Annotated in this window: 22 protein-coding genes; 12 read left to right on the forward strand and 10 right to left on the reverse strand. The window is 64.5% G+C overall.

All coding sequences use genetic code 11. The features are described 5' to 3' along the window. Window positions 1-88 precede the first annotated feature (88 nt). Window positions 89-3,697 (forward strand): bifunctional proline dehydrogenase/L-glutamate gamma-semialdehyde dehydrogenase PutA, encoded by a 3,609-nt coding sequence (gene putA, locus CK226_RS02830; RefSeq protein ID WP_095790950.1) that lies wholly within the window; start codon window positions 89-91, stop codon window positions 3,695-3,697. A gap of 12 nt (window positions 3,698-3,709) precedes the next feature. On the opposite strand, the gene CK226_RS02835 is transcribed toward putA, so the two are convergent. From CK226_RS02835 to CK226_RS02850, 4 genes are read right to left on the reverse strand one after another with little or no spacing between them, the layout of a single operon-like run. Then, a complete protein-coding gene (locus CK226_RS02835) occupies window positions 3,710-4,024 on the reverse strand; it encodes an antibiotic biosynthesis monooxygenase (protein ID WP_095772901.1) in 315 nt (104 codons plus the stop codon). Between the two features lie 60 nt (window positions 4,025-4,084). Beyond that, window positions 4,085-5,173 carry a TonB family protein gene (locus CK226_RS02840; protein ID WP_348629073.1) on the reverse strand — a complete coding sequence of 363 codons (1,089 nt, stop codon included), beginning with the start codon at window positions 5,171-5,173 and terminating at the stop codon, window positions 4,085-4,087. A 41-nt stretch (window positions 5,174-5,214) separates the two neighbouring features. After that, window positions 5,215-5,658: a hypothetical protein gene (locus CK226_RS02845; RefSeq protein WP_095790952.1), complete on the reverse strand. Its 444-nt coding sequence runs from the start codon at window positions 5,656-5,658 to the stop codon at window positions 5,215-5,217. A gap of 4 nt (window positions 5,659-5,662) precedes the next feature. Continuing rightward, window positions 5,663-7,852 carry a TonB-dependent hemoglobin/transferrin/lactoferrin family receptor gene (locus CK226_RS02850; protein ID WP_095790953.1) on the reverse strand — a complete coding sequence of 730 codons (2,190 nt, stop codon included), beginning with the start codon at window positions 7,850-7,852 and terminating at the stop codon, window positions 5,663-5,665. Window positions 7,853-8,052: 200 nt separating this feature from the next. On the opposite strand from CK226_RS02850, the gene hemP reads away from it, so the two are divergent. The 5 genes from hemP (at window position 8,053) to CK226_RS02875 (ending at window position 12,302) form a co-directional block, all read left to right on the forward strand. Further along, entirely contained in the window at window positions 8,053-8,259 is a 207-nt protein-coding gene (gene hemP / locus CK226_RS02855) for a hemin uptake protein HemP (RefSeq protein WP_027051401.1), read from the forward strand. Between the two features lie 121 nt (window positions 8,260-8,380). Further along, window positions 8,381-9,442 (forward strand): hemin-degrading factor, encoded by a 1,062-nt coding sequence (locus CK226_RS02860; RefSeq protein WP_095790954.1) that lies wholly within the window; start codon window positions 8,381-8,383, stop codon window positions 9,440-9,442. Between the two features lie 11 nt (window positions 9,443-9,453). Beyond that, complete coding sequence (locus CK226_RS02865) at window positions 9,454-10,356, forward strand: hemin ABC transporter substrate-binding protein (protein ID WP_095790955.1); 903 nt, start codon at window positions 9,454-9,456, stop codon at window positions 10,354-10,356. Between the two features lie 11 nt (window positions 10,357-10,367). After that, window positions 10,368-11,471: an iron ABC transporter permease gene (locus CK226_RS02870; protein ID WP_095790956.1), complete on the forward strand. Its 1,104-nt coding sequence runs from the start codon at window positions 10,368-10,370 to the stop codon at window positions 11,469-11,471. A gap of 39 nt (window positions 11,472-11,510) precedes the next feature. Next, entirely contained in the window at window positions 11,511-12,302 is a 792-nt protein-coding gene (locus CK226_RS02875; protein ID WP_095790957.1) for a heme ABC transporter ATP-binding protein, read from the forward strand. 131 nt (window positions 12,303-12,433) lie between these two features. On the opposite strand, the gene rirA is transcribed toward CK226_RS02875, so the two are convergent. Then, a complete protein-coding gene (rirA, locus tag CK226_RS02880) occupies window positions 12,434-12,895 on the reverse strand; it encodes an iron-responsive transcriptional regulator RirA (protein WP_010909941.1) in 462 nt (153 codons plus the stop codon). A 321-nt stretch (window positions 12,896-13,216) separates the two neighbouring features. On the opposite strand from rirA, the gene CK226_RS02885 reads away from it, so the two are divergent. The 3 genes from CK226_RS02885 to CK226_RS02895 all read left to right on the forward strand — a co-directional run bounded on the left by CK226_RS02885 (window position 13,217) and on the right by CK226_RS02895 (window position 15,800). Beyond that, on the forward strand, window positions 13,217-14,512 hold the full coding sequence (locus CK226_RS02885) for a DUF445 domain-containing protein (protein ID WP_095790958.1): 1,296 nt from the start codon (window positions 13,217-13,219) through the stop codon (window positions 14,510-14,512). A gap of 103 nt (window positions 14,513-14,615) precedes the next feature. Beyond that, the gene (locus tag CK226_RS02890; RefSeq protein WP_095790959.1) at window positions 14,616-15,044 is read left to right on the forward strand and encodes a phasin family protein; all 429 of its coding nucleotides are present in this window, start codon (window positions 14,616-14,618) and stop codon (window positions 15,042-15,044) included. Between the two features lie 258 nt (window positions 15,045-15,302). Further along, entirely contained in the window at window positions 15,303-15,800 is a 498-nt protein-coding gene (locus CK226_RS02895; RefSeq protein ID WP_095772891.1) for a MaoC family dehydratase, read from the forward strand. Window positions 15,801-15,937: 137 nt separating this feature from the next. On the opposite strand, the gene CK226_RS02900 is transcribed toward CK226_RS02895, so the two are convergent. Then, window positions 15,938-17,398: an MFS transporter gene (locus CK226_RS02900; RefSeq protein ID WP_095790960.1), complete on the reverse strand. Its 1,461-nt coding sequence runs from the start codon at window positions 17,396-17,398 to the stop codon at window positions 15,938-15,940. Between the two features lie 128 nt (window positions 17,399-17,526). Between CK226_RS02900 and CK226_RS02905 the strand changes: the two genes are divergently transcribed. Further along, window positions 17,527-18,417 (forward strand): LysR family transcriptional regulator, encoded by an 891-nt coding sequence (locus CK226_RS02905; RefSeq protein WP_095790961.1) that lies wholly within the window; start codon window positions 17,527-17,529, stop codon window positions 18,415-18,417. Between the two features lie 2 nt (window positions 18,418-18,419). Here the strand turns inward: CK226_RS02905 and CK226_RS02910 are convergent, their stop codons facing one another. Next, complete coding sequence (locus tag CK226_RS02910; protein WP_095790962.1) at window positions 18,420-19,838, reverse strand: PLP-dependent aminotransferase family protein; 1,419 nt, start codon at window positions 19,836-19,838, stop codon at window positions 18,420-18,422. A 106-nt stretch (window positions 19,839-19,944) separates the two neighbouring features. Here CK226_RS02910 and CK226_RS02915 point away from each other — a divergent pair, with 106 nt between their 5' ends. Beyond that, window positions 19,945-20,808, forward strand: coding sequence for a DMT family transporter (locus tag CK226_RS02915; RefSeq protein WP_095790963.1), 864 nt, complete (start codon window positions 19,945-19,947; stop codon window positions 20,806-20,808). A 20-nt stretch (window positions 20,809-20,828) separates the two neighbouring features. Here CK226_RS02915 and CK226_RS02920 read toward each other — a convergent pair whose 3' ends face one another. The 3 genes from CK226_RS02920 to CK226_RS02930 form a co-directional block, all read right to left on the reverse strand. Continuing rightward, window positions 20,829-21,869, reverse strand: coding sequence for a zinc-dependent alcohol dehydrogenase family protein (locus CK226_RS02920; RefSeq protein ID WP_095790964.1), 1,041 nt, complete (start codon window positions 21,867-21,869; stop codon window positions 20,829-20,831). Window positions 21,870-22,175: 306 nt separating this feature from the next. Next, on the reverse strand, window positions 22,176-22,826 hold the full coding sequence (gene maiA / locus CK226_RS02925; RefSeq protein ID WP_095790965.1) for a maleylacetoacetate isomerase: 651 nt from the start codon (window positions 22,824-22,826) through the stop codon (window positions 22,176-22,178). Window positions 22,827-22,836: 10 nt separating this feature from the next. Further along, window positions 22,837-23,535, reverse strand: a complete 699-nt coding sequence (locus CK226_RS02930; protein ID WP_095791079.1) for a fumarylacetoacetate hydrolase family protein — start codon at window positions 23,533-23,535, stop codon at window positions 22,837-22,839. Window positions 23,536-23,760: 225 nt separating this feature from the next. On the opposite strand from CK226_RS02930, the gene CK226_RS02935 reads away from it, so the two are divergent. Further along, entirely contained in the window at window positions 23,761-24,444 is a 684-nt protein-coding gene (locus CK226_RS02935) for a response regulator transcription factor (protein WP_064984109.1), read from the forward strand. The last annotated feature ends 15 nt before the right edge of the window (window positions 24,445-24,459 follow it).

Raw genomic sequence — 24,459 nt, forward strand, 5'->3', positions numbered from 1 at the left:
CGACTGGAATCCGCGCCTGTGCTAGCTTGCGCCATTCGGTCCGGTGACAACCGGCCCGCTCCCTGATGCTCGCTCCACGGGACCCGCCATGCCGCTCGACACCATCCGCCAGCAGATCCGTGCCAATTATCTTCCCGACGAAGACGAGGCCGTGAAGCGGCTGGCCGAGGCGACAGGGCTTTCGGCTGCGGATCGCGATGCGATCTCGGCGCGGGCGGCCGATCTGGTGCGGGCGGTGCGCGGCTCCTCCGATCCCCGGCTGATGGAAGTTTTCCTCTCCGCCTACGGCCTTTCCACCAAGGAGGGCGTGGCGCTGATGTGCCTGGCCGAGGCGCTGCTGCGGGTGCCCGACACCGAGACGATGGACGATCTGATTGCCGACAAGATCGCGCCGCATGACTGGTCGGCGCATTCCGGCGGTTCGAGCTCGATCTTCGTCAATGCCTCGACCTGGGCGCTGATGCTGACCGGCCGCGTGCTGGACGAGGGCGAGGGCGGCATCGAAGGCACGCTGCGCTCGATGGTGCGCAGGCTGGGCGAGCCGGTCATCCGCAAGGCGGTGGCCGCCGCCATGCGCGAGATGGGCGAACAGTTCGTGCTCGGCCGCACCATCGCGGAAGCCGTCAAGCGCGGCCGGCCGATGACACAGAAGGGCTACCTCTATTCCTTCGACATGCTGGGCGAGGCGGCCCGCACCGAGGCCGATGCACTGCGCTACCACAAGGCCTATGCCGACGCGATTTCCTCGCTCGATGGCGGTTCCAACGGACCTGACATCAGGCAGAACCACGGTATCTCGGTGAAGCTCTCGGCGCTGCATCCGCGCTACGAGGTGGCGCAGAAGGAGGAGATGCTGCCTGTCATGGCCGAGCGGCTGCTGTCGCTGGCGCTTGCGGCCAGACATTCGCGCATGGGCCTCAACATCGACGCCGAGGAGGCCGACCGCCTCGATCTGTCGCTGGATGTCATCGAGCGCGTGCTGGCCGAGCCGGAACTCGCCGGCTGGAATGGCTTTGGCGTGGTGGTGCAAGCATATGGGCCGCGCGCGGCCTTCGTCATCGACTGGCTCTATGCGCTGGCCAGGAAATACGACCGCACCATCATGGTGCGGCTGGTCAAGGGCGCCTATTGGGACACCGAGATCAAGCGGGCGCAGACGCTCGGACTGGCCGGCTATCCCGTCTTCACCCGCAAGGCCAACACCGACGTCTCCTACATGGCTTGCGCGAAGAAACTGCTTGGCATGACCGACCGCATCTATCCGCAATTCGCCACCCACAACGCCCATACCGTCGCCGCCATCCTGTCGATGGCCACGAACCGCGATTCCTTTGAGTTCCAGCGCCTGCATGGCATGGGCGAGGCCCTGCACGAGACCGTGCGCCAGGCCGAAGGCACGCGCTGCCGCATCTATGCGCCGGTCGGCGCGCATTCGGACCTGCTGGCCTATCTGGTGCGTCGCCTGCTGGAAAACGGCGCCAACTCCTCCTTCGTGCACCAACTGACCGACGAGGATGTCGAGCCGGAAGACATCGCGCGCGATCCGCTCGAAACGGTCGAAAGCCAAGGCCCCGCCGCCAATCCGGCGATTGCCAGGCCGTCGCAGATTTTTGGCGCGGGCCGCCGCAATTCAAGGGGATTCGACATCACCGACACGGTGACGCTGGCGGTCATCGACAAAGCCAGGGCGGCGTTCGCCGGGCCGGACCGCTGGCACGCCAAGCCGATCACGCGGGCTGCCGGTTATGGCAAGCCACGCCCGGTCGTCAATCCGGCCAAGCCCGATGAAGTGGTCGGAACGGTTCACGAGGCCGCTGCCAAGCAGGTCACGATCGCCGTGCGCATCGCTGTGGAAGCGCAGCCGGCCTGGGCAAAGCGCCCCGTTGCCGAACGCGCCGCCATCCTCAACCGCGCCGCCGACCTCTATGAGGCCAATGCGGTCGAGTTCTTCGCGCTTGCCACCCGCGAGGCAGGCAAATCGCTGGCCGACGGCGTGGCGGAAGTGCGCGAGGCCGTCGATTTCCTGCGCTACTACGCCGCCGAGGCGGCCAATGCCGAGGCGGGCACGCAGGCGCGTGGCGCCATAGTCTGCATTTCGCCGTGGAACTTCCCGCTGGCGATCTTCACCGGCCAGATCGCGGCAGCGCTGGTTACCGGCAATTCGGTCATCGCCAAGCCGGCCGAACAGACGCCGCTGATTGCTTTCCGTGCCGTCGAATTGCTGCGCGAGGCCGGCGTGCCGGAAGACATCATCCAACTGCTGCCCGGCGACGGCCCGTCGGTGGGCGCGCCGCTGACCGCCGACCCGCGCATTGCCGGCGTCTGCTTCACCGGGTCGACCGATGTCGCCAAGCTGATCGAAAAACAGCTCGCCGAGACCGCCGCTCCAGACGCCATGCTGATTGCAGAGACCGGCGGCTTGAACGCGATGATCGTCGATTCCACCGCGCTGCCCGAGCAGGCGGTGCGCGATATCCTGGCCTCGGCTTTCCAGAGTGCGGGTCAGCGCTGCTCGGCGCTGCGCGTGCTCTATGTCCAGAAGGACGTCGAGAAGAAGATGCTGGAGATGCTGAAAGGCGCCATGGAGGCGCTCAACATCGGTGATCCCTGGCGGATTTCGACCGATGTCGGGCCGGTCATCGACGATGAGGCGCAGGCGTCGATCCGCGACTATTGCGTCAAGAAGGGTCTAGAGGGCCGGCTGATCGCCAAGCTCGAGGCGCCGAAGGACGGGCGCTTCGTCGCGCCGCATGTCTTCCGGGTCAAGGGCATCGAGGAGATGGACCGTGAGGTGTTCGGGCCGGTGCTGCATGTCGCCAGCTTCGACGCCGATGAGATCGATGCTGTCATCGCCGCCATCAACCGCAAGGGCTATGGCCTGACCTTCGGGCTGCACACCCGCATCGAAGGTCGCGTCCAGCATTTTGTCGACGGTATCCATGCCGGCAACATCTACGTCAACCGCAACCAGATCGGCGCCGTCGTCGGATCACAGCCTTTTGGCGGCGAGGGGCTGTCCGGCACGGGTCCAAAGGCCGGCGGCCCGCATTATCTGCGCCGCTTCCGCAAGGGGCCGGAAGCCGGCACGGAAGTTGGCGATGGCCACAAGGTGACGGCCACCGAACTGGCCGACAATCTGCCCGATCCGACCCTTGGCGGCTGGTCGACGCGCCCGGACCGGATCGCCATCCTGAGGAAGCATCTGCGCGGCAAGGGCGCGGCAGCCATCGGCGCCGCCGCTGCAATCGATTTCGGCCAGGTCGACCTGCCCGGACCGACGGGCGAGGCCAACACGCTGTCGCTGTCGCCGCGCGGGCGGGTGCTGTGCCTGGGGCCGGATGCCGCGACGCTGCTGGCCCAGACGATCCAGGCGCTCGCCGCCGGCAATGCGGTGCTGGCCGTGGCGCCTGGGGCGCCGGCTGCATTGTCGGCGTTGACCGGCAAGGGCTTGCCGCTGGCGGCAATAGATGGCCGCCCCGATCCGGTCGAAGCGCGTTCGCTGCGCGTCGATGTCGTCGCTTTCTCAGGCACACCGGAGGCGGCGCGCATCGTGCGCAAGGTCATCGCTGACAGAACGGGTCCGATCGTCCCGCTGGTCAGCGAGGTGCTCAACCCGGCGGCCTATGCGCATGAGCGTGCGGTCTGCGTCGACACCACGGCCGCGGGCGGCAATGCCAGCCTGCTAGCTGCGGCCTAGTTCAGCCCATTCTCAGGCGCCTTCGACGACCGAAAAACCCTCGAATTGCGGATGGCCGAGATAGTGGACCTTCGTCGTGCCGACATTCCTGTGCGCGGCGCGAAAATTCTCCGACCTGGTCCAGGCGACGAAATCGTCCTGGCTCGCCCACACCGTGTGCGAGGCAAACAGCGTGTAGCCTTCGGTCTCGTTCACCGGGCCGCGCAGCAGATGGAATTCCCGAAAACCCTTCATCTCGGCAAGGCTGGAATCGCGGTTCTTCCACACCGCTTCGAAATCGGCTTCCGAGCCGTTCTGCACCTTGAAGCGGTTCATGGCGATGTACATGGCGTTCCTTTCTGAATTGGTGGACTGCTGCGATTGAAGGATGCGGCGAGGCGTCGGCTCTCAGAACGGACCGATCGCGCCGGTGAATTCCAGACTGTTGCCAACCTTTGCCGGGATCGGAGGGAAAGGGGCCGCCTTGCGAACGAAACCAAGCACGATCTGGTCGAAAGTTGCCGAGCCCGAGCTTTCGACGACACGCAGCTCGTCGATGTTGCCCTGCCTGCCGATGACGAAGGTGACAACGGCGTTGGTGCGCGCCGTCGCTTGCAACGAAGGCGGCACTGCTCGATACACGCGGCCAAGTTTGCTGATGACGTCGCTTCGGTAGCTGGATTCAGCGTTGGAGCCTGCCTCGTTCCGCCTTTTGCCCTTGCTGGCGGCCTGCGCCAGCCGGTCCTGGCCGTCTGCCGTGCCACGCTTCTCGTCCGCTGCCTTTGAAGGAGCGATCGCCGGAGTGGGCCGAGTGCTGGGGATCGGCGGTTGGTCCGGAACGGCGACAGGCATCTCAGCGCTCTCGGCCTGGACGCTCGGCTGTGCCGGTGTTTCGGTCCTGGCAGCCACACTCTGGTTGTCAGGGCGCGGGGTCGCCGCCACCAGTATGTCCGGCGTGACTGCTGGCTGTTTGACAACTTCCGGCAAAGGTTTGGGAAGCGGCTTGGCTGGTTCCTGTGTGGGCTGAGAACCTTGCTCCACGGTTTGCTGCTCAGGCTGCAAGGGTTTTGTCGGCGGCACCGGTCTGACCGCCGGCTCCGGCTTGGTCGGCTGCGGTTTCGACTCCAGCGTGACATTGATCGCCGCCGGATCCTTGTCCAGGGCGCTGCCAGCCACCTTGTCGCCTGTGTGATCGCTGCCTTCCGGTTGCTCCGCATTCGGGAAATCGAATGTGCCGGCGGGCGAGATCAGAAAGAATGCCGCGACAGCGGCGTGAAGCAGGCCGGAGACGACAATGGCAATGGGCCATCGGGCCACCGGCCGCGCGACTGCAAGCGGCTCTGCCGGCGCTATCGCCAGCTCTTTGCCAGCGTCGGGGAGGGGGCTGATTTCCTGCATCTCGCGGGCCGGAAATTGCAGCGGCCGGCGGGCAAAAGTCAAATCAAGATCGTTTGCCCGTGGCGTCACTGATCCATGGCCAGCCAGCGGCCAGGCCATGGTGTCTCGCCCGAATGCGGGATGCAGTCCCAAGGCCGTTCTCAGACGCCAAAAGCGATGCCGGTCTTGGTGTCCGTCTTCAGCTTGCGCATGCAGGCGGCCGGTTCGACGCCGGCGCCTGCGCATTCGGTCGCGCTGTTGATCAGCACGCGGCTGACCTTGGTGCAGTCGGTGCCGGCGAGATCAAAGCGGGTCACCTTGGTCTTGCCAGCCGGCAGATCCTTGAAATCGAGCACGGTCAGCCGGTCGACGATGCCGGCCTCATTGAACAGCGCAATCTCGAACGCCGCCTTGGAGAGGTCGGCACCGAGATTGTTGTTGACCAGGAAGGTCAGCCGGCAGCCCTTGTCGGAAGGCTGCGCGGCATTGAGCTCCAGGGTCAGCGCGGGGGCCGGCGCGGACCCTTCAGCCCGCGCCGGAACCATCGCAAGCGACATCGCCAGCGTCGAGGTCAGCATACGAAGCGATGCCGTCAAGCCCATCATGCCATCAGCCTCCAAACCGCATGGTTGCCGCCAGTTTCAGCGTTATGCCCGGCTCATAGACCGCAACCGTCGTGCTGCCGTTCAATGGGTTGGCGTATTTGACGTCGAACAGATTGTCGGCGCGGAAATCGACCTTCAGATTGTCGGTCGCCTGATAGCTGGCGAAGGCATTGACCAGCGTATAGTCCTCGGCCACCGCATTGCCCTTCGGCTTGCCGTTGTATTGCACTTCGCCGCCGACGGTCAGCTTGTCCTCGAGGAAGCGCAGCCCGAGCTGGGCGGTGACCTGCGAGGAGGGGATGGTGGCGAGATCGGCTTCTACACCCTTGTAGGAAATGGTGTGCCCATTGGTGATCGAGGCCGAAAGCCCGGCATAGCCCCAGCCGGCGTCGTAGACGCCTTCCAGCTCAAAGCCGTCGATCTTGGCCTGGGCGAAATTCTGATACTGGAAGCAGATCGGAATGCCAGGCCCGAACGGGCAGCCGCTGCCTGGAGCGAACGGCGACAGGGTCACGCCATCGATGTAATCGTCGACATTGTTGTGGAAGTAGGCCGCCTTGACGCGAAGCGCGTCGCCGGGTTCGAAGATGTCGTTCTGCTTGTAGTTGATGCCGAATTCCGTCGTCTTGCCGGTCTCGGGCCGCAGATTGGGATTGGGCAGGAACGGGAAGGTGACGCCGGCCGGATGGTTGCCGCTGATCAGCGTTTCCGTCAGCGACGGCGAGCGATAGCCTTCGGCGTAGGTACCGTAGAATTGCAGGCCGGCTAGTCCGGCGGTCTCGAACGGCGAGACGCCGACGGTGATGCGCGGCGACAGCCGGTCGCCCGATGTCTCGCGCGTGCTGTCCTTGAGGCTGTAATTGTCGTAGCGCAGCCCGGCGATGACCTCGAGCCAGTCCCAGGTGAGCTTGTCCTGGACATAGGCGCCGGACACGTTGCGCTTGCCCGAAGGCGTGTAGAAACTGTCGCCGCCGGCCGTACCGCCGGTCTTCACATTGTCGCCGACCCAGTCGCCGCCATAGGTCAATTCGTGGGCGATCCCGCCTGTTTCGAAGCGCGATGTGTTCCAGATGTCGATACCCGTGGTGCCGACGTCGAAAGTCGATTGCGACCCCGCCGGCAGGACAGTGGGAAGACCCGTTACGGGATCAAACCGTTTTTGCGGAACGAGGCTGGTCAAGTCGAGATTGGTCTTGTTGTAGGAGGTGTTGATGTGGAGATCGAGCCAGCTCTTGTCCTCATCCGTGATGTTGTAACGGGCGGTGAAAGTGTTCGACTTCAGGTCGACATCGTTGACCGGCACGCCGCCGCTGGTTTCGTCCCAGCTGTCGCTTGAGCCGACCCAGCCCAGCTTCAACTCGCTGTTCTCCGTCGGCCGTATGCTGGTCTTGAGCAGGCCGCTCAGGACGTCGAAGCCGGTGCCGTTGACGGTGTCGCCGTCGCCATCCTTGTAGTTGCCGTAGTTGCGGTAGACGATGTTGCCGAGTGCGTCCCAGTTCTCGTTGAAACGGTAGGCGCCGGTGGCACTGGTGGTCCAGCCCTTGCCGTTGCTCTCATAGCGTCCGGTTACCGAAGCGCCCCATGTTTCCTCCGGCTTGAGGAAGTCCGCGGCGTCCTTGGTGTCGAAGAAGACGACGCCGCCGATGGCGCCCGAACCATAGGTGTTGGCGACCGGACCGCGGATCACATCGACGGATTTGACGAGCTCGGGGTCGATGTAAAAGGTCGACTGGGTGCCATGGTCTGAACGCTGGAAATCCTGGCGCGCGCCGTCCACAATGACCGCGACGCGGCCGAAATCCTGCAGGCCGCGGATGTTGATGCTGGTGCTGACGCGCCTGGCGTCGGCCTGTGTCGCGACGCCGGGCACACCCAACAGCATCTCGTTCGGCGTCGTCGCCATGCGGCGGTCGAGTTGCTCCTGGTCGACATGGCTTGCCGAGGCCAGTGATTCGATAGCCGTTTCGCCGGTACGGCTGATAACCAAAATCTTGTCGAGCAGCGTCGCGCCCGCGGGGGCGGCTTTTTCCTGGTCAGCCTGCTTCGACTGATCCGTCCGCTCGCCCGCCGGCTGCGTTGCCTGTTGGGCATGCACCGGTGGCGCGGACAAGGCGATCGCCGCCCCGCTCGCCAACAAAGCCGCGACACCGCTTGCCGTCGACCGGCCGCGCAATTCCCAGTTCAAAAACCCCATGCCCCAACTCCAGATTCCAGGTTTCATGCTGGCTGGCCCGGGGCTTGCTGGCATTTTTCATCGCGTCCGGCGTCTTAAATGTTGACTCGTTTACTCCGGTATTGCACTGACTAATAAACATGATTATTCAAGTCAAGAAATGAATCGGCAATTTCGCAACGCCTAGCCAGATGCCCGGCACAGGAAAGGGATCGACCCAGATGAACACGCACAATCCCAACGATTTTCGCTATCGCGTCCGCCGTTCCGATGATGCCTCCGCCCGCTTCGATCGGATCCCGTTGGCGGTGCGAACGCTCTCCAGCAACACGCTGTTCCAGGGCGAGCACGAGATCGGCATCGAGCATCATGGCGCGCTCTACCGGCTGAAGATCACCCGGCAGGGCAAGCTCATTCTCAACAAGTAAGGCAAGAGCGGTTCACCGTTTCGCGGAAACGCCGAACCACTCTATCTCTTTGTAACGCAATTCCGGACGGAAAACCGTTTCACACTTTTCCTGGAATTGCTCTAGGCAGCAGGGACGAGACATGGACCAGCGCGTAAAACCCGCCCCGCACGAAATCCGGCGGGCACGGACAGAAAACCCGAAAACGCGCGAGCGTGACCTGGCCGCCCAACTCGGCATTTCGGAAGCCGAGTTGGTCGCCGCGCATTGCGGCGACGGCGTCGTTCGCATCGAACCGCGCGTCAACGACCTCTTGACCGGTCTCGAGGCGGTCGGCGAGGTGATGGCGCTGACCCGCAACGAAAGCGCCGTGCACGAAAAGATCGGCGTCTATGACAAGGTCGTCACCGGCAACCACAATGCCATGGTGCTTGGCGAGAACATCGACCTGCGCATCTTCCCGAAGGTCTGGGCGCATGGCTTTGCCGTCGAGAAGCGCGACGGCGACGAGATCCGCCGCAGCCTGCAGTTCTTCGATGCAGCGGGCGAGGCGGTGCACAAGGTGCATCTGCGGCCGGCCTCCAGCCTCTATGCCTACCAGAAGCTGGTCGCCTCGCTGGAATCGCCCAACCAGGAACCGACGGTCGATATTTCAGGGCCAATCTCCGACGATCGGAGCGAGGCCGGGGCAACCAGCGCCAACCCCAACGATCTGCGCGACCGCTGGAGCCGGCTGACCGACGTGCATCAGTTCTTCGGCATGCTGAAAACGCTCAAGCTCAGCCGCCGTCAGGCGGTGCGCATGGTCGGAACGGACTATGCCTGGCTGCTCGACAATGACGCGGTCCGCGCCATGTTTCATCACGCCGCCGAAGGCGAGATGCCGATCATGTGCTTCGTCGGCAACCGCGGCTGCATCCAGATCCATTCCGGACCGGTCAAGGCGATCAAGCCGATGGGACCGTGGATCAACGTTCTCGACGAGACCTTCCACCTGCACCTGCGCACCGACCACATCCATGAAGTCTGGGCGGTGCGCAAGCCGACCACGGATGGCCATGTCACCTCGCTCGAGGTCTTTGGCGCTGACGGCGAGATGATCATCCAATTCTTCGGCAAGCGCCATGAAGGCGAAAGCGAGCGCGACGATTGGCGATTCCTGGCCGAGAACCTGCCGCGTATCCCGAGCCCGACGGCAGCGTGAGGAACAGTGTGATGCGGTTTTTCCCGAACCTGCCGGCCATGCGCCTATCGATGCTTGCGCCGATCGTCGGCCTTTCTCTTGCCGCGCTGCAGCCGGCCGGCGCCGCCGAGGGCGTCCAGGTCTTCTCCGATCCGTCGAAGATCGCCGCCATAGGCGGTTCGATCACCGAAATCGTCTATGCGCTTGGCGAGGAGAAACGCCTGGTGGCACGCGATTCCACCAGCAATTATCCGAAAGCGGCGCTTGCCTTGCCCGATGTCGGTTATATGCGCGCCCTGTCGCCGGAAGGCGTATTGTCGGTCAATCCGACCGGCATCCTGGCGCTGCACGGCAGCGGCCCCAGGGAGGCCGTCGACGTGCTGAAGAAAACCAGCATTCCCTTCATCGAGGTGCCTGAGCACTACAGCCACGACGGCATCCTCGAGAAGGTCCGCATCGTTGGCAAGGCGCTTGGCGTTGATGCCAAGGCCGAGGTGCTGGCCAAGGAACTTGATGCCAAACTGACATCAGCCGAAAAACAGACGGCCTCGATCAAGGAGCGCAAGCGCATCCTGTTCGTGCTGTCGATACAGGGCGGCAAGATCCTGGCCGCCGGCGCCGAGACCGCGGCCGAGGGCATGGTCAAGCTGGCGGGCGGGGTCAACGCCGTCGACGGTTTCTCCGGCTACAAGCAGATGTCCGACGAGGCAATCATCACCGCCAGGCCTGACGTGATCCTGATGATGAGCAATGCCGGGCCACCGGTGTCGGACGACGAATTGTTCGGCAACCCGTCGATCGCCTCGACGCCGGCCGGAACCGCGCGCAAGCTGATCCGCATCGATGGCGGCTATCTGCTCGGCTTCGGGCCGCGCACCGCCGACGCCATTCACGACCTCGCCGTCTCGCTCTATGGCGCGCAGGTCACGGACTGAGCGGGCGGATCATGGTCGATCAATCGATCGCCGGCCCGGTGAAGGTGATGGCGAATGCATCCGAGGGCGACCGCTCGGGCCGCGCCCGCATCGTCATCCTGTTGCTGTGCCTAGGGCTCGCGGCCGCCATGCTTTTGTCGCTCACGTCAGGGGCATCGGATGCTTCGGCTGTCAGCGTCCTCAAGGAATGGCTGCTTGGGGCCATTCCGAGCGACGTGGCGCTGAGCGCCCGTGACAGCCTGATCATCTACGACATCCGTTTGCCGCGCATCATCCTCGGCATGCTGGTCGGCGCGGCGCTCGCGGTCTCGGGCGCCGTCATGCAGGGGCTGTTCCGCAATCCGCTGGCCGACCCCGGCCTGATCGGCGTTTCCGCCGGCTCCAGCCTCGGCGCCGTGGCCATCATCGTGCTTGGCACCACGGTGCTGGCGCCGTTGACCACCTTGCTCGGCACGCTTGCGCTGCCGCTGGCGGCCTTCTTCGGTGGCCTTGCCTCGACCCTGGTGCTTTATCAGGTCGCGACGCGACGTGGCCAAACCTCGGTCGCCACCATGCTGCTCGCCGGCATCGCGCTGGCAGCCCTTGCCATGGCGCTGACCGGTATTCTCATCTTCATGGCCGACGATCGCCAACTGCGCGACCTGACGTTCTGGTCACTCGGATCGCTTGGTGGCGCGACATGGGCGAAGATCGGTTCCGTCGGACCGATCATCATACTGGCGCTGGCGGCGATGCCTTTCCTGGCGCGCGGCCTCAACGCGCTGGCGCTGGGCGAGGCGACCGCCGGCCATCTCGGCTTACCGGTGCAGCGGCTGAAATACACAGCGATCATCGGCGTGTCGGCTGCGGTCGGTGCCTCCGTCGCGGTCAGCGGCGGCATCGGCTTCGTCGGCATCGTCGTGCCGCATCTGCTGCGCCTGCTGATCGGTCCGGACAACCGCTATCTCTTGCCGGCGTCGGCGCTGCTTGGCGCCTCGCTGCTGCTGTTGGCCGATGCCGTTGCGCGCACCATTGTGGCGCCAGCCGAATTGCCGATCGGCATCGTCACCGCGATCGCGGGCGCGCCGTTCTTCCTGTGGATCCTGCTGCGCAAGCGCGGCGTGATCGATCTGTGAGACGTGAGTTCGGCGAGACCTGGGACCTGTGAGGCTTTGATGATCGAGGCAAGGGATGTTTCCGTTGATATCGCCGGCAAGCGCATAATCCGTGGTGTCGATTTCGACACGCGGCCTGGCGAAATAGCGGCGATCGTCGGCCCCAACGGTTCGGGCAAGACGACCTTCCTGAAGGCGTTGTCGGGCGAACTCGCCTATACCGGGCACGTCGCCCTCAACGGCCGAAATCTTTCGTCGATGAAGCCGGCCGAGAGTGCGGTGCATCGTGCGGTGCTGCCGCAGGCGACGACGCTGTCCTTCCCGTTCACGGTGCGCGAGGTGGTCAAGCTCGGCCTCGTCGGCGGGCGCTCGGGTGCCTTGCCGGGCGAGGATGCGCGGCTGCCGGAGCGGGCGCTGGCGCGTGTCGACCTCGACGGTTTTGGCGGGCGTTTCTATCAGGCGCTTTCGGGCGGCGAGCAGCAGCGCGTCCAGCTGGCGCGCGTGCTGTGCCAGGTCTGGGCGCCGGTGCTCGACGGCAAGCCGCGCTATCTCTTTCTCGACGAGCCGGTTTCCAGCCTCGACATCAAGCATCAGCTGATCATCATGGACATCGCCCGCGACTTCGCCAGAAGGGGCGGCGGCGTGGTCGCCATTCTGCACGACCTCAATCTGACGGCCATGTATGCCGACCGGATCTTCGTCATGCATCGTGGTCGGCTCGTGGCCACCGGTTCGCCACACGATGTGCTGAGTGATGATCTGATCGAAAAAGTATTCGATTGCCGGCTCAGGGTCGGCGTGCTGCCGGCCGGCAATATGCCGTTCGTGTTGCCGCAATCCGCGGTCTATTGATATTCAGGTGAGGCCGGCCTTCGAATGGCGGTTTCCTGCGCATTTCTGTGGTGACGCGCCAATTGTCGAAGTCAGCGCTGCCCCTCATTGCCCTGCCGGGCATTTCTCCCCGTTGGACAGGAGAAAGAAGCTCACGCGGCCGGGGCGCGGCGCTCCAGCATGTCGATGCCGAGCAGGTTGCGCACATTCGGCCTTGCCGCCACCATGTCGGCGATGGTGTAGCGGGCGAGCACGGCGAAGAAGGCGTTGAGGGCCTCGCGCAGCGCTGAATTCAGCGCGCAGCTGTCGACCAGCGGGCATTCGGCGGCATCGTTCTCAAAGCATTCGGCCATGGCGAAGCTTTCCTCGGTCACGCGCACGACGTCGAAGAGGCTGATCGCCTCGGCGGCGCGGCCAAGCCGGACGCCGCCATTCCTGCCGCGCACCGTCTCGACCAGTCCGTTCTCGACCAGCGGCTGCAGGATCTTGAACAGGAACAGTTCCGACACCGAATAGGCGGTCGCGATTTCGGGAATGCGGCTCAACCGGTCATTGTTGGCGGCGCAATACATCAGGATGCGCATGGCATAATTGGTCTGGCGTGTAAGCCGCATTTCGTCCTCACTAGGCGCCGGCGCGGTTCAACCACGCCTGATTCCTGAACTTCGCCGCCGCGGTTCTGATCCCGGAGTTTCGGATTCGCCGCGCTGGCCTTGACCCGAATATGGCCTATACCTTGGAACAATTCCAGACTAGCCGGGCATCATAGATGAATATTCTCGTCAACTTTATGTGCGCAGCCCGACAAAACGAGGGGAAAACCGGCCGCTACGGGCATTCCGGCTGATGAAACCCTAGATAGGGCCGAGATCGACAAGAGGTCGACCAGAGATCGACAAGAGGTCGACCAGAGATCGACGAGGAGCAGTTCATCCATGTCCCAATCGGCTTCGTCCCTGGCGCCTGTCCGTTTCGATACTGACGCGACCGCCAAGCTCTCGGCGTTGCGTCGCACCAAATTCATCGCCACGGCCGCGCTGGCGCTTTGCGTGCTGGTGTTCGCCTTGGCCAAGTCGTTCGAGAGCTCCCATCCATGGCTGGGGTTTGTCGCAGCCTTCGCCGAGGCGGCGACCATTGGCGGCCTTGCCGACTGGTACGCGGTGGTGGCGCTGTTCAGGCGGCCGCTCGGATTGCCGATCCCGCACACCGCCATCATCCCGGAAAACCAGAACCGCATCGCCGACAATCTCGGCCGCTTCATCGAGGCCAATTTCCTGGCGCCGGAACCGGTGCGGGAAAAGCTTGCCGAGGTCGATTTTGCGGCACTCGTCGCCGACTGGCTGACCAATGCCGAACGCGCCGCCGGCCTGTCGCGCTTCGTCGTGCGGCTGGTGCCGCAGACACTTGCCGCCGTCGAGCAGTCCGGTCTGCGCGGCTTCGTCACCAGCCGCATGCTCGAGCAGATCGAAAAAGTGCCGCTGGCGCCGCTGGCGGCGGAACTGCTGTCGGCGCTGACCGACGACCGCCGTCATCAAAAGCTGTTCGACGAGTTCATCAAGGTGGTCGGGCGCTTCCTCAACGACGAACAGGCCCTGGCGACGATGCGCGAGAAGATCCGCGAGGAGCTGCCGTCGCTGTTCAACCTGTTCCGCGCCGACGCCTATCTCCTGAAGAAGATCGTCGCCTCGGCGGGCTCCTTGCTTGACGAGGTGCGGGCCGATCCCGACCACCCGATGCGCGCCGAGTTCGATCGTTTCGCGCAAGGCTTCGTCGAACGGCTGCGGACGTCCAAGCAATATGCAAAGCGTGCCGAGAAGATGAAGCACGATTTCCTCGCCCGACCCGAAGTCAGGGCGCTGGCCGGTGACATGTGGGAGAGCCTCAGCCTGTTCATCGAGCAGGATGCCAAGGCGCCGAATTCGGTGATCCGCGTGCATCTCGCCAACATGTTCGTCGAGGTCGGCCGCCATCTCGCCGGCGATGCGCAGATCCGGGCCGATATGAACCAGGGGTTCGTCGTGGCGCTGGCCTCCTTCGTCGAAAGCCAGAAGAGCGGCGTGTCGAAATTCATCGCCGATCAGGTCAAGCGCTGGGACCTGGCGCAATTGACGCGGCTGATCGAGATGAACATTGGTCGGGACCTGCAATATATCCGCTTCAATGGCATGATCATCGGCGGGCTGGCGGGTATCGTGCTCTATACGATCGAGCTGCTGCTCCCGGTCAATTGATGCGCATCGATCGTCGGGCCCGTCTTCGAAATGGACAGGCTGCAGCCGAGTGCTATGCTCCCTGCGAGGGCACCCGCATCCGCGGCAAAGGGGAGAAGACAGCATGGCCAAGCTACCGCAATCCGATTCCTTCATGGATATGTTCGGCAGGTTCGGCCGCGACCTGAAGGTGCCCAATGTCGATGTCGAGGCGATCCTTGCCCATCACCGCAAGAATCTCGAAGCCTTGGAGAAATCGGCGCGAGCCGGCGCCGATGGCGCGACCTCGCTGTTGTCGAGGCAGCGCGAAATGCTGCAGGACACGCTGCGCGAAATTGCCGACATGGCGCAGAGCTACCGGGCGCCGGGCAACCCGCAGGACCTGATGGCCAAGCAGACGGAGTTCGCCAGGAAATCCTTCGAGGCCGCGCTCAAGAATGCCGGTGAAGTGGCTGAACTGGCTCGCAAATCCGGAACCGAATCGATCGAAATCCTGCGCGCGCGCATCAAGGAGGCGATGGAGGAAATCCGCGCCGGCTACGGGCAGAAATAGGCTCCCGCGGCCTGTCGTTTCGTCTTCGGCGGGACATGCCGGTTTGCAATTTCGCGACCCTGCGCATAGTTGCATCCGCGCCACGTTATTGGCGTCGGCGCCGCTGGAAGGTCCGAAAATCCGAATTCGGCCTGCCACTGCGCGGCAAGGCATGGCACGGTTCAGCCGGAATTCGACGGAACCGATTCACAAGGGGTGAATTGACAGGAGCCATCCGTTCGTGGTCCGGAGGCACGGCAAGCGATCGGGAAAGCAGGAATGAACGAAGTACGGCCTAAAACGCCGCCGACCTATGAGCAGCTGAGAACGATGTCCGGGCAGGAACTCGGCGTCTCGGAATGGACCACGGTCGATCAGGACCGTATCAACCAGTTCGCCGAATGCACCGGCGACCACCAATGGATCCATGTCGACCCTGAGCGCGCGCGGCGGCAAAGCCCGTTCCGCACCACGATCGCGCATGGCTATCTGACATTGTCGATCATCGGCGCGTTGGCGCTCGGCATGGGCATAGTGCCGGAAAACACCCAGGCCGCCTTCAACTATGGCTTCGACAAGGTGCGTTTCCTGGCGCCGGTCAGGGTCGGCGCCCGCATCAGGCTGCGCACCGTCCTGCTTTCCATGGAAGACAGGGGGCCCGGCCAGTATCTGATGAAGGCAGCCAACACCGTCGAGATCGAAGGCGAGGAAAAGCCGGCGCTGACGGCGGAAACGCTGGTCATGCTCTACGAACGCCGCAAACGGGCAGGGGCCTGAGCGTTCGCCCAAGCCCGCCGCTGGTTCCCATACCGCTGCCCCAAATTGACGTTGCAGGCATCCGCCTGCGCGCCGTTCAGTAGCAGCCCGGAATCGGCCCGGCAACCTTAGGCAGTACCGGCGAACGTCCAAATGGATCAGGCAATCCCGGGCTGGATACGGCCAGCAAAGCGCAGCAAGAACAGCGCGAGCAGCAGTGCCGCCAGCGCCAGGACCGTTGCCGTCTCAAAGGTGATCTGCATGCCTCGGGCGGCCGCGCCGGCGCTCAGAACATCCTGTCCTGTTCCTTGGCGAGCGCCGTTGGATGCAACCGCGAAGATGGCGCCCATCAGGGAAGCGCCGGTGACGAGGCCGAGATTGCGCGACAAATTGAGCAGGCCTGAAATGACGCCGCGCTCGCCGGCGCCGACACCGCTCACGACGGCCGCATTGTTGGACGTCTGGAACAGGGCGTAGCCGAAGCAGGTGACAGTGATGGGAACGACATAGCTGGCAATGCCGAGTTTCGTCATGGCGAGCGACAGCAGGAAGGTGCCCGTGGCGAGGCTGGTGAGCCCGGCGATCATCATCCGGTGGGCTCCGAAGCGATCGGAGAGCCGTCCGGCCAGCAGTGCCGACAGGGTCGAGACAAGCGGCCCGGTCGAAAGCACCACGCCGACCATTGCCGCATCGAGTCCCAATCCACGCGACAGATAGAACGGAGCGACCACCAGGGTCGCCATCATCACCGTGGCGACGATGAGGCTCATAACCAGGCTGGCGCTGAGCCGCGGATCCCTGAAGCTGGCGAGTTGGACCAGGGGGTTCTTCACCCGCTTCTGGGCGATGGCGAATAGACCGATGCCGAGAGCAGTGGCGGCCAGCAGGCCGATGTTGAGTGCGCCGAAATGGCCCCGGCCAAGCGTCATGGCCAATGCATAGGCGGCCAGCGTCAGCGCCAACAGGACAGTGCCCATCGCGTCGAACTTGCCATGAGCGGCCTGCGCGTTCTTGTTGCCGGCTGGCAAGGCACGCCAGGCGAGGGCGAAGGTCAGGAGGCCCAGCGGGACATTAACCAGGAAAATCGCGCGCCACCCGAGGCCGGCGATCAGCAGGCCGCCGAGCGACGGACCGAGCGTCGTGCCGATCGCCGACATGGCGCCCAGCAGGCCCATGGCGCTACCGGTCCGTTCCTTGCTCACCGTCTCGGCGACAAAGGCCAGCGTCAGCGCCATCATCAGCGCCGCGCCAAGCCCCTGCACGGTCCGTGCGACGATCAGCAGCCAAAGCGTCGGCGCCAGGCCGCAGAGCACCGATGCCGACGTGAACACGGCGATGCCGCCAAGCAGCAGGGGCCGGCGCCCGAACATGTCGGCCAGCCGCCCGGCGCTGACGATCAACGTGGTGATAGCGAGGAGATAGGCCAGAACCACCCATTGGACGGCCTGGAACGACGCCCCGAACGTCTGCATCAGCGAGGGCAGCCCGACGCTGGCAATGCTGGTTCCGAGCGACGACAACAGCGTGGCGAGCGACAGGCTTGCCAGCACCCAGCCGACCGATTGCTTCTGTTGCGAGGCTGATATCAGCCCTTCCCGATCTTGTGCGGCGACTGCCATGCGATCTCCTTTCCGTTCGCTCCGAAAGCGGAGCCGATGGAGATCTAATCTTGCGGATGATATGGCGGAAGGCGCAGCATCTGCATCATATCAGTGCATGAAACGCCACATCATGCTAAGATCCGCCAATGACGACGCCCGATCTCAACCTGCTCTTTGCTCTCGACGTGCTGCTGGCGGAAGGCAGCGTGGCCCGCGCGGCACGCCGTCTGCGTCTCAGCCCCTCGGCGATGAGCCGGACATTGGCGCGGCTGCGCGACGCAACGGGCGATCCTTTGCTGGTCCGTGCCGGCCGCGGCCTGGTGGCGACGCCGCGCGCGGAGGAATTGCGCCGCCAAATCAGTCCTGTCGTCCAGGAGGCGGAGGCGCTGCTGCGCCCTGCCGAATTGCTTGATCTCTCAACCCTGGACAGGGTCTTCACGCTGCGCACCAATGAAGGCTTCGTCGAGGAGTTCGGGCCTCGCCTGGTCGCCCGCATCGAGGCCGAAGCGCCGGGGGTGCGGCTGCGTTTCGCGCCGAAGTCCGACAAGGATGTGATGTCGCTGCGCGACGCGGCGATCGACCTGGAAATCGGGGTTGCCGGCGAAACCGGACCCGAAGTGCGCATCCAGGCGCTGTTTCGCGACCGCTTCATCGGCGCTGTCCGATCAGGCCATCCCTTGAGCGAAGGCACGGTGACGCCCGAGCGCTATGCGGCGGGCCGGCACATCAGTGTTTCGCGGCGCGGCCGCGAGAAAGGACCGATCGACGAGGCGCTGGGCGCGCTTGGGCTGCAGCGGACGGTCGTCTGCATGGTCTCGGGTTTCTCGGCCGCGCTCGCCATGGCGCGCGCGTCGGAGCTTATCGCCAGCGTGCCCGAGCGGCACACGGCCGGCGCGCGCGCCGGCATGCACAGTTTTCGGCTGCCGGTCACGACGCTGGAAGTCACCATTTCGATGCTCTGGCATCCGCGCCTCGATGCCGATCCGGCGCAACGCTGGTTGCGCGACTGCGTGCGGGAGGTCTGTGCGGGGCGCTGAGATCAGCGCGCCATCGCCGCCTCGAGCACCTTGAAAATCCTCTGGTCTTCGCACTGCGCGACGTTGAAGCGCAGGAAATGGCTGGCCGTCTGCGACAGGCTGAACGCATTGCCGGGCGCCAGCACGACATTGTCGGCAAGTGCCCGGCGGGCGACTTCGGCCGCGTCAACGCCATCGGGGAGCCTGCACCACAGGAACAGGCCGGCCGGCTGGTCGATCCAGGGCGTGATGCCGATCGCCTTCAGCCGGGCGCCGGTCTCGGCCATGGCGCGCGCCAGCCTGGCGCGCAGCAGATCCATATGCTTGCGGTAACTGCCGTCCTTCAGCAGGGTCAGCACCAATTCGGCGGCCAGGCGTCCGCCGCCGAAAGTGGTAGCGATCTTGAGGTCGGTCAGGCCCTCGATCCAGTCGCGGGGCGCGGCGATGAACCCGCAGCGCACCGACGCCGACAGCGTCTTGGAGAAGCTGCCGATGTGGACGACGCGGTTCAGGCCATCGAATGCCGCCAGCCTCGGGGCAGGGGCATGTCCGAAATCGGCGAAGATGTCGTCCTCGACAATGGTGAGGTCCGACTGGTCGGCGAGCTTCAGCAAACGGTGTGCCGTAACCGGCGACAGGATCGCGCCGGTCGGGTTGTGGATGGCGGAGTTGGTGATGTAGAGGCGCGGCCGGTGCTCGGCGAGCGCCTGCGCGAACAGCTCGATATCGGGCCCCGACGGCGTATAGGGCACGCTGACGACCTTGGCGCGGTGGGCGCGCAGCAAAGCGTGGAAATTGAAATAGCAGGGATCGTCGACCAGCACGGTGTCGCCAGGCTCGATCAGGAACCGGCATAGGAGGTCGATGGCCTGCGTGCCCGATTCGGTCAGCATGATCTGTTCAGGCGAGACTTCGATGCCATGCCCGGCCATGCGCCGCGCCAAGAGTTGCCGCAGCGGCGGCAGCCCAAGCGGCGTGCCGTAGTCGGCAAGCGCGACATCATCGGCGCGCGCTGCCGTGCGGAGTGCGCGCCGCAGCCCGGCCTGCGGCATCCAGGAGGCCGGCAGCCAGCCGCAGCCGGGTTTCAACACCTCGTCGCCGGCGTCCAGCGACTGGCGCGAGACCCAGAGCGGATCGACGGCACGGTCGAGCCGGGGACCGATCTCGGCCAGGGACAACGGTGCCAGCGAGCCGGCGGCGTAGAAGCCCGAGCCCGGCCGGGAGCGGATCGTGCCTTCGGCGGCGAGCCGCTCATAGGCCTCGACCACGGTGGATTTGGACACCTGCATGGATTGGGCGAAGGCGCGGATCGACGGCAGCCGTGCTCCCGGCGTCAGGCTGCGCGCGGCGATCCGCTGGCGAATGGCCGCAATGACGCTTTCGACCAGAGTGGGGGCGCCAAGGGTTCGCGCGCCATCAGTTTCCAAGGCGAGGTCGGTCATCTGTACTGCTCAATATGCCATTACAGTTTCGTAGAATTGTACCGCATTGTCTCTGGCCGCGCCACGGGCATCTGCCCGATAGAAGGCGAAAGCAATGGAGCCTGCAATGGACAAGACCGCGAGCGGCTGGGTGAATGGATTTATCGGCGTGCTGATCTTCAGCGGCTCGCTGCCGGCGACGCGTGTGGCGGTCATGGATTTCGACCCGACCTTCGTGACATCAGCCCGGGCCGCGATTGCCGGACTGCTTGGCCTGGCGATGCTGCTGCTGTTCCGGGAGAAACGTCCGCAGCGCGGCGATCTGGTGTCGCTGGTGATCGTGGCGCTGGGCGTGATCGTCGGCTTTCCCTTGCTGACGGCATTGGCGCTCAAGCACATCACCTCGGCCCATTCGATCATCTTCATCGGCCTGTTGCCGCTGGCGACCGCGATCTTCGGCGTGCTGCGCGGCGGCGATCGCCCTCGTCCGGCATTCTGGCTGTTTTCGTGCATCGGCAGCGCGCTGGTCGCCGGTTTCGCGCTGGCGCAGGGCGTGACCGCCTCGCCGGTCGGTGATGGCCTGATGCTCGCCGCCGTCGTCGTCTGCGGCCTGGGCTATGCCGAGGGCGCCGCGCTGTCGCGCAGGCTTGGCGGCTGGCAAGTGATCTGCTGGGCGCTGACGCTGTCGCTGCCGATCATGCTGGTGCTGACTTTCGCGACCCTGCCGCCATCCTTTGCCGGCATCGGCTCCAACGCCTGGATCGGGCTCGCCTATGTCTCCCTGTTCAGCATGCTGATCGGCTTCGTCTTCTGGTATCGCGGCCTGGCGCAAGGCGGCATTGCGGCGGTGGGCCAGTTACAGCTGCTGCAGCCCTTCTTTGGCCTGGCGCTCGCGGCAACCCTCCTGCACGAGCAGGTCAGCCCGCTGATGGTGGTCGTCACGCTCGGCGTGGTGGCATGTGTGTTCGGGGCGAAGAAGTTCGCGCGGTAGTTCGGGAAGCGCCCCCCCGCCTAGAATTTCGTCACCACCCCAATGCCGATCCCCTCGAAACCGCCCATGGCCATCAAGGCCGCGGGCGCCTCGTCGAGGCTGATCTTCTTGCCGACCAGCAGTTCGGGCTTGAGCTTGCCGTTGCGGATCATGTCCATCATCGCCTGGTAGCGATAGGCCTGCATGCCGTGGCTGCCGAGGATTTCGAGTTCGAAGGCGATGATCTTGTCCATCGGCACTTGCGGGCGGGCGTGCTCGCCCAGCATCAGGCCGACCTGCACATGGCGGCCGCGCCGGCGCAGATTGGCGATCGAGTTGAACGAGGTGGTCGGGTGGCCGAGCGCGTCCATCGACATATGCGCGCCGCCATTGGTGATCTGCTTGACCGCCTTGACCACATTCGGCGTCGTTGACGCATTGATGGTCGCCACGGCGCCGATCTTTTTGGCGAACTCCAGCTTCTCGTCGGTGAGGTCGATGGCGATCACATTGGCGCCCATCGAACTGGCGATCATGATCGCCGACAGGCCGACGCCGCCGCAGCCATGCACCGCCACCCATTCGCCGGGCTTGACCCGCCCTTGGTCGACGATGGCGCGAAACGAGGTGACGAAACGGCAGCCGAGGCTGGCGGCGGTGGCGTATTCCATCTCGTCGGGCAGGCGAACCAGATTGGTGTCGGCGTGCTCTATGCCGACATATTCGGCGAACGAGCCCCAGCCGGTGAAGCCGGGCTGCGTCTGGTGCTCGCAGACCTGATGGTTGCCCGAGTTGCATTCGAAACAGCGGCCGCAGCCGACGGCAAACGGCACCGTCACGCGGTCGCCGGCCTTCCAGCGGCTGACCTGCTTGCCGGCGGCGACGACGACTCCCGCCAGCTCATGGCCCGGCACATGCGGCAAGGTGATGCCGTCATCATGGCCCATCCAGCCATGCCAGTCGCTGCGGCACAGCCCTGTCGCCTCGACCTTGATGACGACGCCATCGGCGGCCGGTTTCGGATCGGGGACGGTCTGGATCGTCGGCGCTTCGCCGAACTTCTCGAAGACGACGGCTTTCATCGGTCACTCCACCCCTGCGCGATAGATCGGTTCATCGCTTCATGGAAACGAAGAACCACTCTATCTCATTGTTTTGACGCAATCCCAGACGGAAAACCGCATCACACTTTTCCTGGAATTGCTCCGGGGAAACGATAGCCGATTCCCTGGCCGGTCAAGCGGAAATCGATTCCGCCAGCCTGACCAGTCTGCTGAACCGGCCAGGGTCAGCCGTTTTCCCGGTTGAGGAAATCCGCGAGCATTGTGTCGCCGGGGCGGGCGGCTACATGATCTTCTACTCGCTCGGCGCGTCGGCAGTAGCAGCCTTTACTCCGCATCGATCTGGTTCTGCGGAGCGGCTGTCTGGAAAGCTGGCAGTGCCATGCAGGCGGCGTTGATGCGGGTGATCGTCGGGTAAGGGGTCAGGTCGACGCCGAAACGGGCGTTGCTGGTGATCTGTGCCGCCAGGCAGATATCGGCCAGCCCCGCCGCCTCGCCGTGGCAGAATGTTCCGGTCTGAGGCGAGGAAGCCAGAATCTTTTCAAGTGGCTGAAAGCCTTCGTTCACCCAGTGGCGGAACCAGTTGGTGATGTCCTGGTCGCCGGCACCGAACAAGGTGCGCAGCGAGGTCAGCACGCGCAGATTGTTCACCGGGTGGATGTCGCAGGCGATCATCTGCGCCAGCATTCGCACGCGCGCCCGGCCAAGCGGGTCCTTCGGCAGCAGCGGCGGCGCGGGCTGGATCTCGTCGAGATACTCGATGATCGCCAGCGACTGCGTCAAAAGCGTGCCGTCGTCGAGCACCAATGCCGGCACCAGCCCCTGCGGGTTGACCGCGAGATAGGCCGGCTCCAGATGCTCGCCATGGCGCAGATGATGCGGGACATAGTCATAGCTCAGCCCCTTCATCTCCAGCGCGATCCGCACCCGGTAGGAGGTGGAGGAGCGGAAGTAATTGTGCAGGACGATGTCGCTCATGGCCTGTCATTCATGATTGCGGCTGGCCGATCGTCGCTTCGATCGTGCCGATGCCGTCGACGCCGCCGGTCATCGTCTCACCCGGATTGACCGCGCCGACGCCGGCCGGCGTGCCGGTGAAGATCAGGTCGCCAGCCTGCAATTCTACGCCCTCGCTGCAGATCGAGACAATGTCGGCGATTGGCCAGATCAGCTCGGTGAGATCGGCGTCCTGCCGGACCTTGCCGTCGACGGCAAGCCAGATGCGCGCTTTCGTCGGATGGCCGGTCTTTTGTGCAGGAACCAGCGGGCCGCAAGGGGCGGAACGGTCGAAGGCTTTCGACCAGTCCCAGGGCCGCGCCGCCTTCTTGGCCTCATCCTGGAGATCGCGGCGGGTGAGATCGATGCCGACCGCGTAGCCCCAGACGTGGTCGAGCGCACGCTCGCTGGGAATGCGGAAACCGGCTTTGCCGATCGCGGCCACCAGCTCGATCTCGTGGTGCAGATTGGTCGTCAGCGGCGGGTAGGGGATGACGGTGCCGGAATCGACCACCGCGTCGGCCGGCTTGGTGAAGAAGAAGGGCGGATCGCGCTCGTTATTGCCGAATTCGCGCGCATGCGCCGCATAGTTGCGGCCCACGCAGAAGATGCGCCGCACGGCAAAGCGCTCGGCCGACCCGCTGATGGCGACGGAAGGCGTTGGCGGCACGGGAAGGACGAAGGCGGTCATGGCGGTCTCTGCGTTGGATATCAGGACGATGGCGGCACCTTCGGCCGATTTCGGAGACCGGGCAAGGCGTCGCTTTTCATAAAGCACGGGCTTTGCCCGGCCGTATAAGGAATTCAGGGTCCCCATCACATTTGCAGCGACCTATCAACCGGCGATAGACTATTTGCTAATAATCCGGCCATGGTCGCGGGACTATGGTGTGGCAGGTAAACCGGAACGAGCCACATGACAGTCCCCAACGATCGCGCCCGGTTCCTGATCATCGACGACCATCCGCTGTTTCGCGAGGCGCTGCATAGCGCCGTTCAGATGGCCTATCCGGAGGTCGACACGGTCGAGGCACGCTCGATCGCAGAGGCGCTCGATCTCCTGGCCGACGCCAAGCCTTTCGACCTTGCGCTGCTCGATCTCTCAATGCCCGACGTGCACGGCTTCGACGGGCTGCTGCAGCTCAGGACCCGCTATCCTCGCCTGCCGGTGGTGATCGTATCGGGCTATGAGGAGCCGCGGATCATTTCCGAGGCGCTGTCCTATGGCGCTGCCGGCTTCATCCCGAAATCGGCGCGCAAGAGCGATCTGGCCGCCGCCATCCGTTCGGTGATGGACGGCGCGATCTATGTGCCGGAAACCTATGAAGGCCAGCCGGCGGACGCCGACAGCGTCGATCGCGCCGACATGGTCCAGCGCCTGTCCAAGCTGACGCCGCAGCAGTTGCGCGTGCTGCAGATGCTGCGCCAGGGCCTGCTCAACAAGCAGATCGCCTACGAACTGCAGGTCGGCGAGACCACGGTGAAGGCGCATGTCTCGGAGATCCTGCGCAAGCTCAACGTCTACAGCCGCACGCAAGCGGTGATCGAGGTTTCGAAGCTGGATAATGCGGAGCTTTTCAGGGATCAGGCTGGGTTTTGATCTTTTACCTCCATG

This window comes from Mesorhizobium sp. WSM4311 (assembly GCF_002295115.1).
GTDB lineage: Bacteria > Pseudomonadota > Alphaproteobacteria > Rhizobiales > Rhizobiaceae > Mesorhizobium.

Bases quoted from the DNA above. Each gene is read 5' to 3' on its own strand.
- CK226_RS02860 (WP_095790954.1), top strand. From the start codon at position 8,381: ATGGACCAGCGCGTAAAACCCGCCCCGCACGAAATCCGGCGGGCACGG.
- CK226_RS02905 (WP_095790961.1), top strand. From the start codon at position 17,527: ATGACGACGCCCGATCTCAACCTGCTCTTTGCTCTCGACGTGCTGCTG.
- CK226_RS02915 (WP_095790963.1), top strand. From the start codon at position 19,945: ATGGACAAGACCGCGAGCGGCTGGGTGAATGGATTTATCGGCGTGCTG.
- CK226_RS02885 (WP_095790958.1), top strand. From the start codon at position 13,217: ATGTCCCAATCGGCTTCGTCCCTGGCGCCTGTCCGTTTCGATACTGAC.
- CK226_RS02850 (WP_095790953.1), bottom strand. From the start codon at position 7,852: ATGGGGTTTTTGAACTGGGAATTGCGCGGCCGGTCGACGGCAAGCGGT.
- CK226_RS02845 (WP_095790952.1), bottom strand. From the start codon at position 5,658: ATGATGGGCTTGACGGCATCGCTTCGTATGCTGACCTCGACGCTGGCG.
- rirA (WP_010909941.1), bottom strand. From the start codon at position 12,895: ATGCGGCTTACACGCCAGACCAATTATGCCATGCGCATCCTGATGTAT.
- CK226_RS02890 (WP_095790959.1), top strand. From the start codon at position 14,616: ATGGCCAAGCTACCGCAATCCGATTCCTTCATGGATATGTTCGGCAGG.
- CK226_RS02840 (WP_348629073.1), bottom strand. From the start codon at position 5,173: ATGGCCTGGCCGCTGGCTGGCCATGGATCAGTGACGCCACGGGCAAAC.
- CK226_RS02895 (WP_095772891.1), top strand. From the start codon at position 15,303: ATGAACGAAGTACGGCCTAAAACGCCGCCGACCTATGAGCAGCTGAGA.
- CK226_RS02920 (WP_095790964.1), bottom strand. From the start codon at position 21,869: ATGAAAGCCGTCGTCTTCGAGAAGTTCGGCGAAGCGCCGACGATCCAG.
- CK226_RS02835 (WP_095772901.1), bottom strand. From the start codon at position 4,024: ATGTACATCGCCATGAACCGCTTCAAGGTGCAGAACGGCTCGGAAGCC.
- CK226_RS02930 (WP_095791079.1), bottom strand. From the start codon at position 23,535: ATGACCGCCTTCGTCCTTCCCGTGCCGCCAACGCCTTCCGTCGCCATC.
- hemP (WP_027051401.1), top strand. From the start codon at position 8,053: ATGAACACGCACAATCCCAACGATTTTCGCTATCGCGTCCGCCGTTCC.
- CK226_RS02900 (WP_095790960.1), bottom strand. From the start codon at position 17,398: ATGGCAGTCGCCGCACAAGATCGGGAAGGGCTGATATCAGCCTCGCAA.
- putA (WP_095790950.1), top strand. From the start codon at position 89: ATGCCGCTCGACACCATCCGCCAGCAGATCCGTGCCAATTATCTTCCC.
- CK226_RS02910 (WP_095790962.1), bottom strand. From the start codon at position 19,838: ATGACCGACCTCGCCTTGGAAACTGATGGCGCGCGAACCCTTGGCGCC.
- maiA (WP_095790965.1), bottom strand. From the start codon at position 22,826: ATGAGCGACATCGTCCTGCACAATTACTTCCGCTCCTCCACCTCCTAC.
- CK226_RS02870 (WP_095790956.1), top strand. From the start codon at position 10,368: ATGGTCGATCAATCGATCGCCGGCCCGGTGAAGGTGATGGCGAATGCA.
- CK226_RS02935 (WP_064984109.1), top strand. From the start codon at position 23,761: ATGACAGTCCCCAACGATCGCGCCCGGTTCCTGATCATCGACGACCAT.
- CK226_RS02875 (WP_095790957.1), top strand. From the start codon at position 11,511: ATGATCGAGGCAAGGGATGTTTCCGTTGATATCGCCGGCAAGCGCATA.
- CK226_RS02865 (WP_095790955.1), top strand. From the start codon at position 9,454: ATGCGGTTTTTCCCGAACCTGCCGGCCATGCGCCTATCGATGCTTGCG.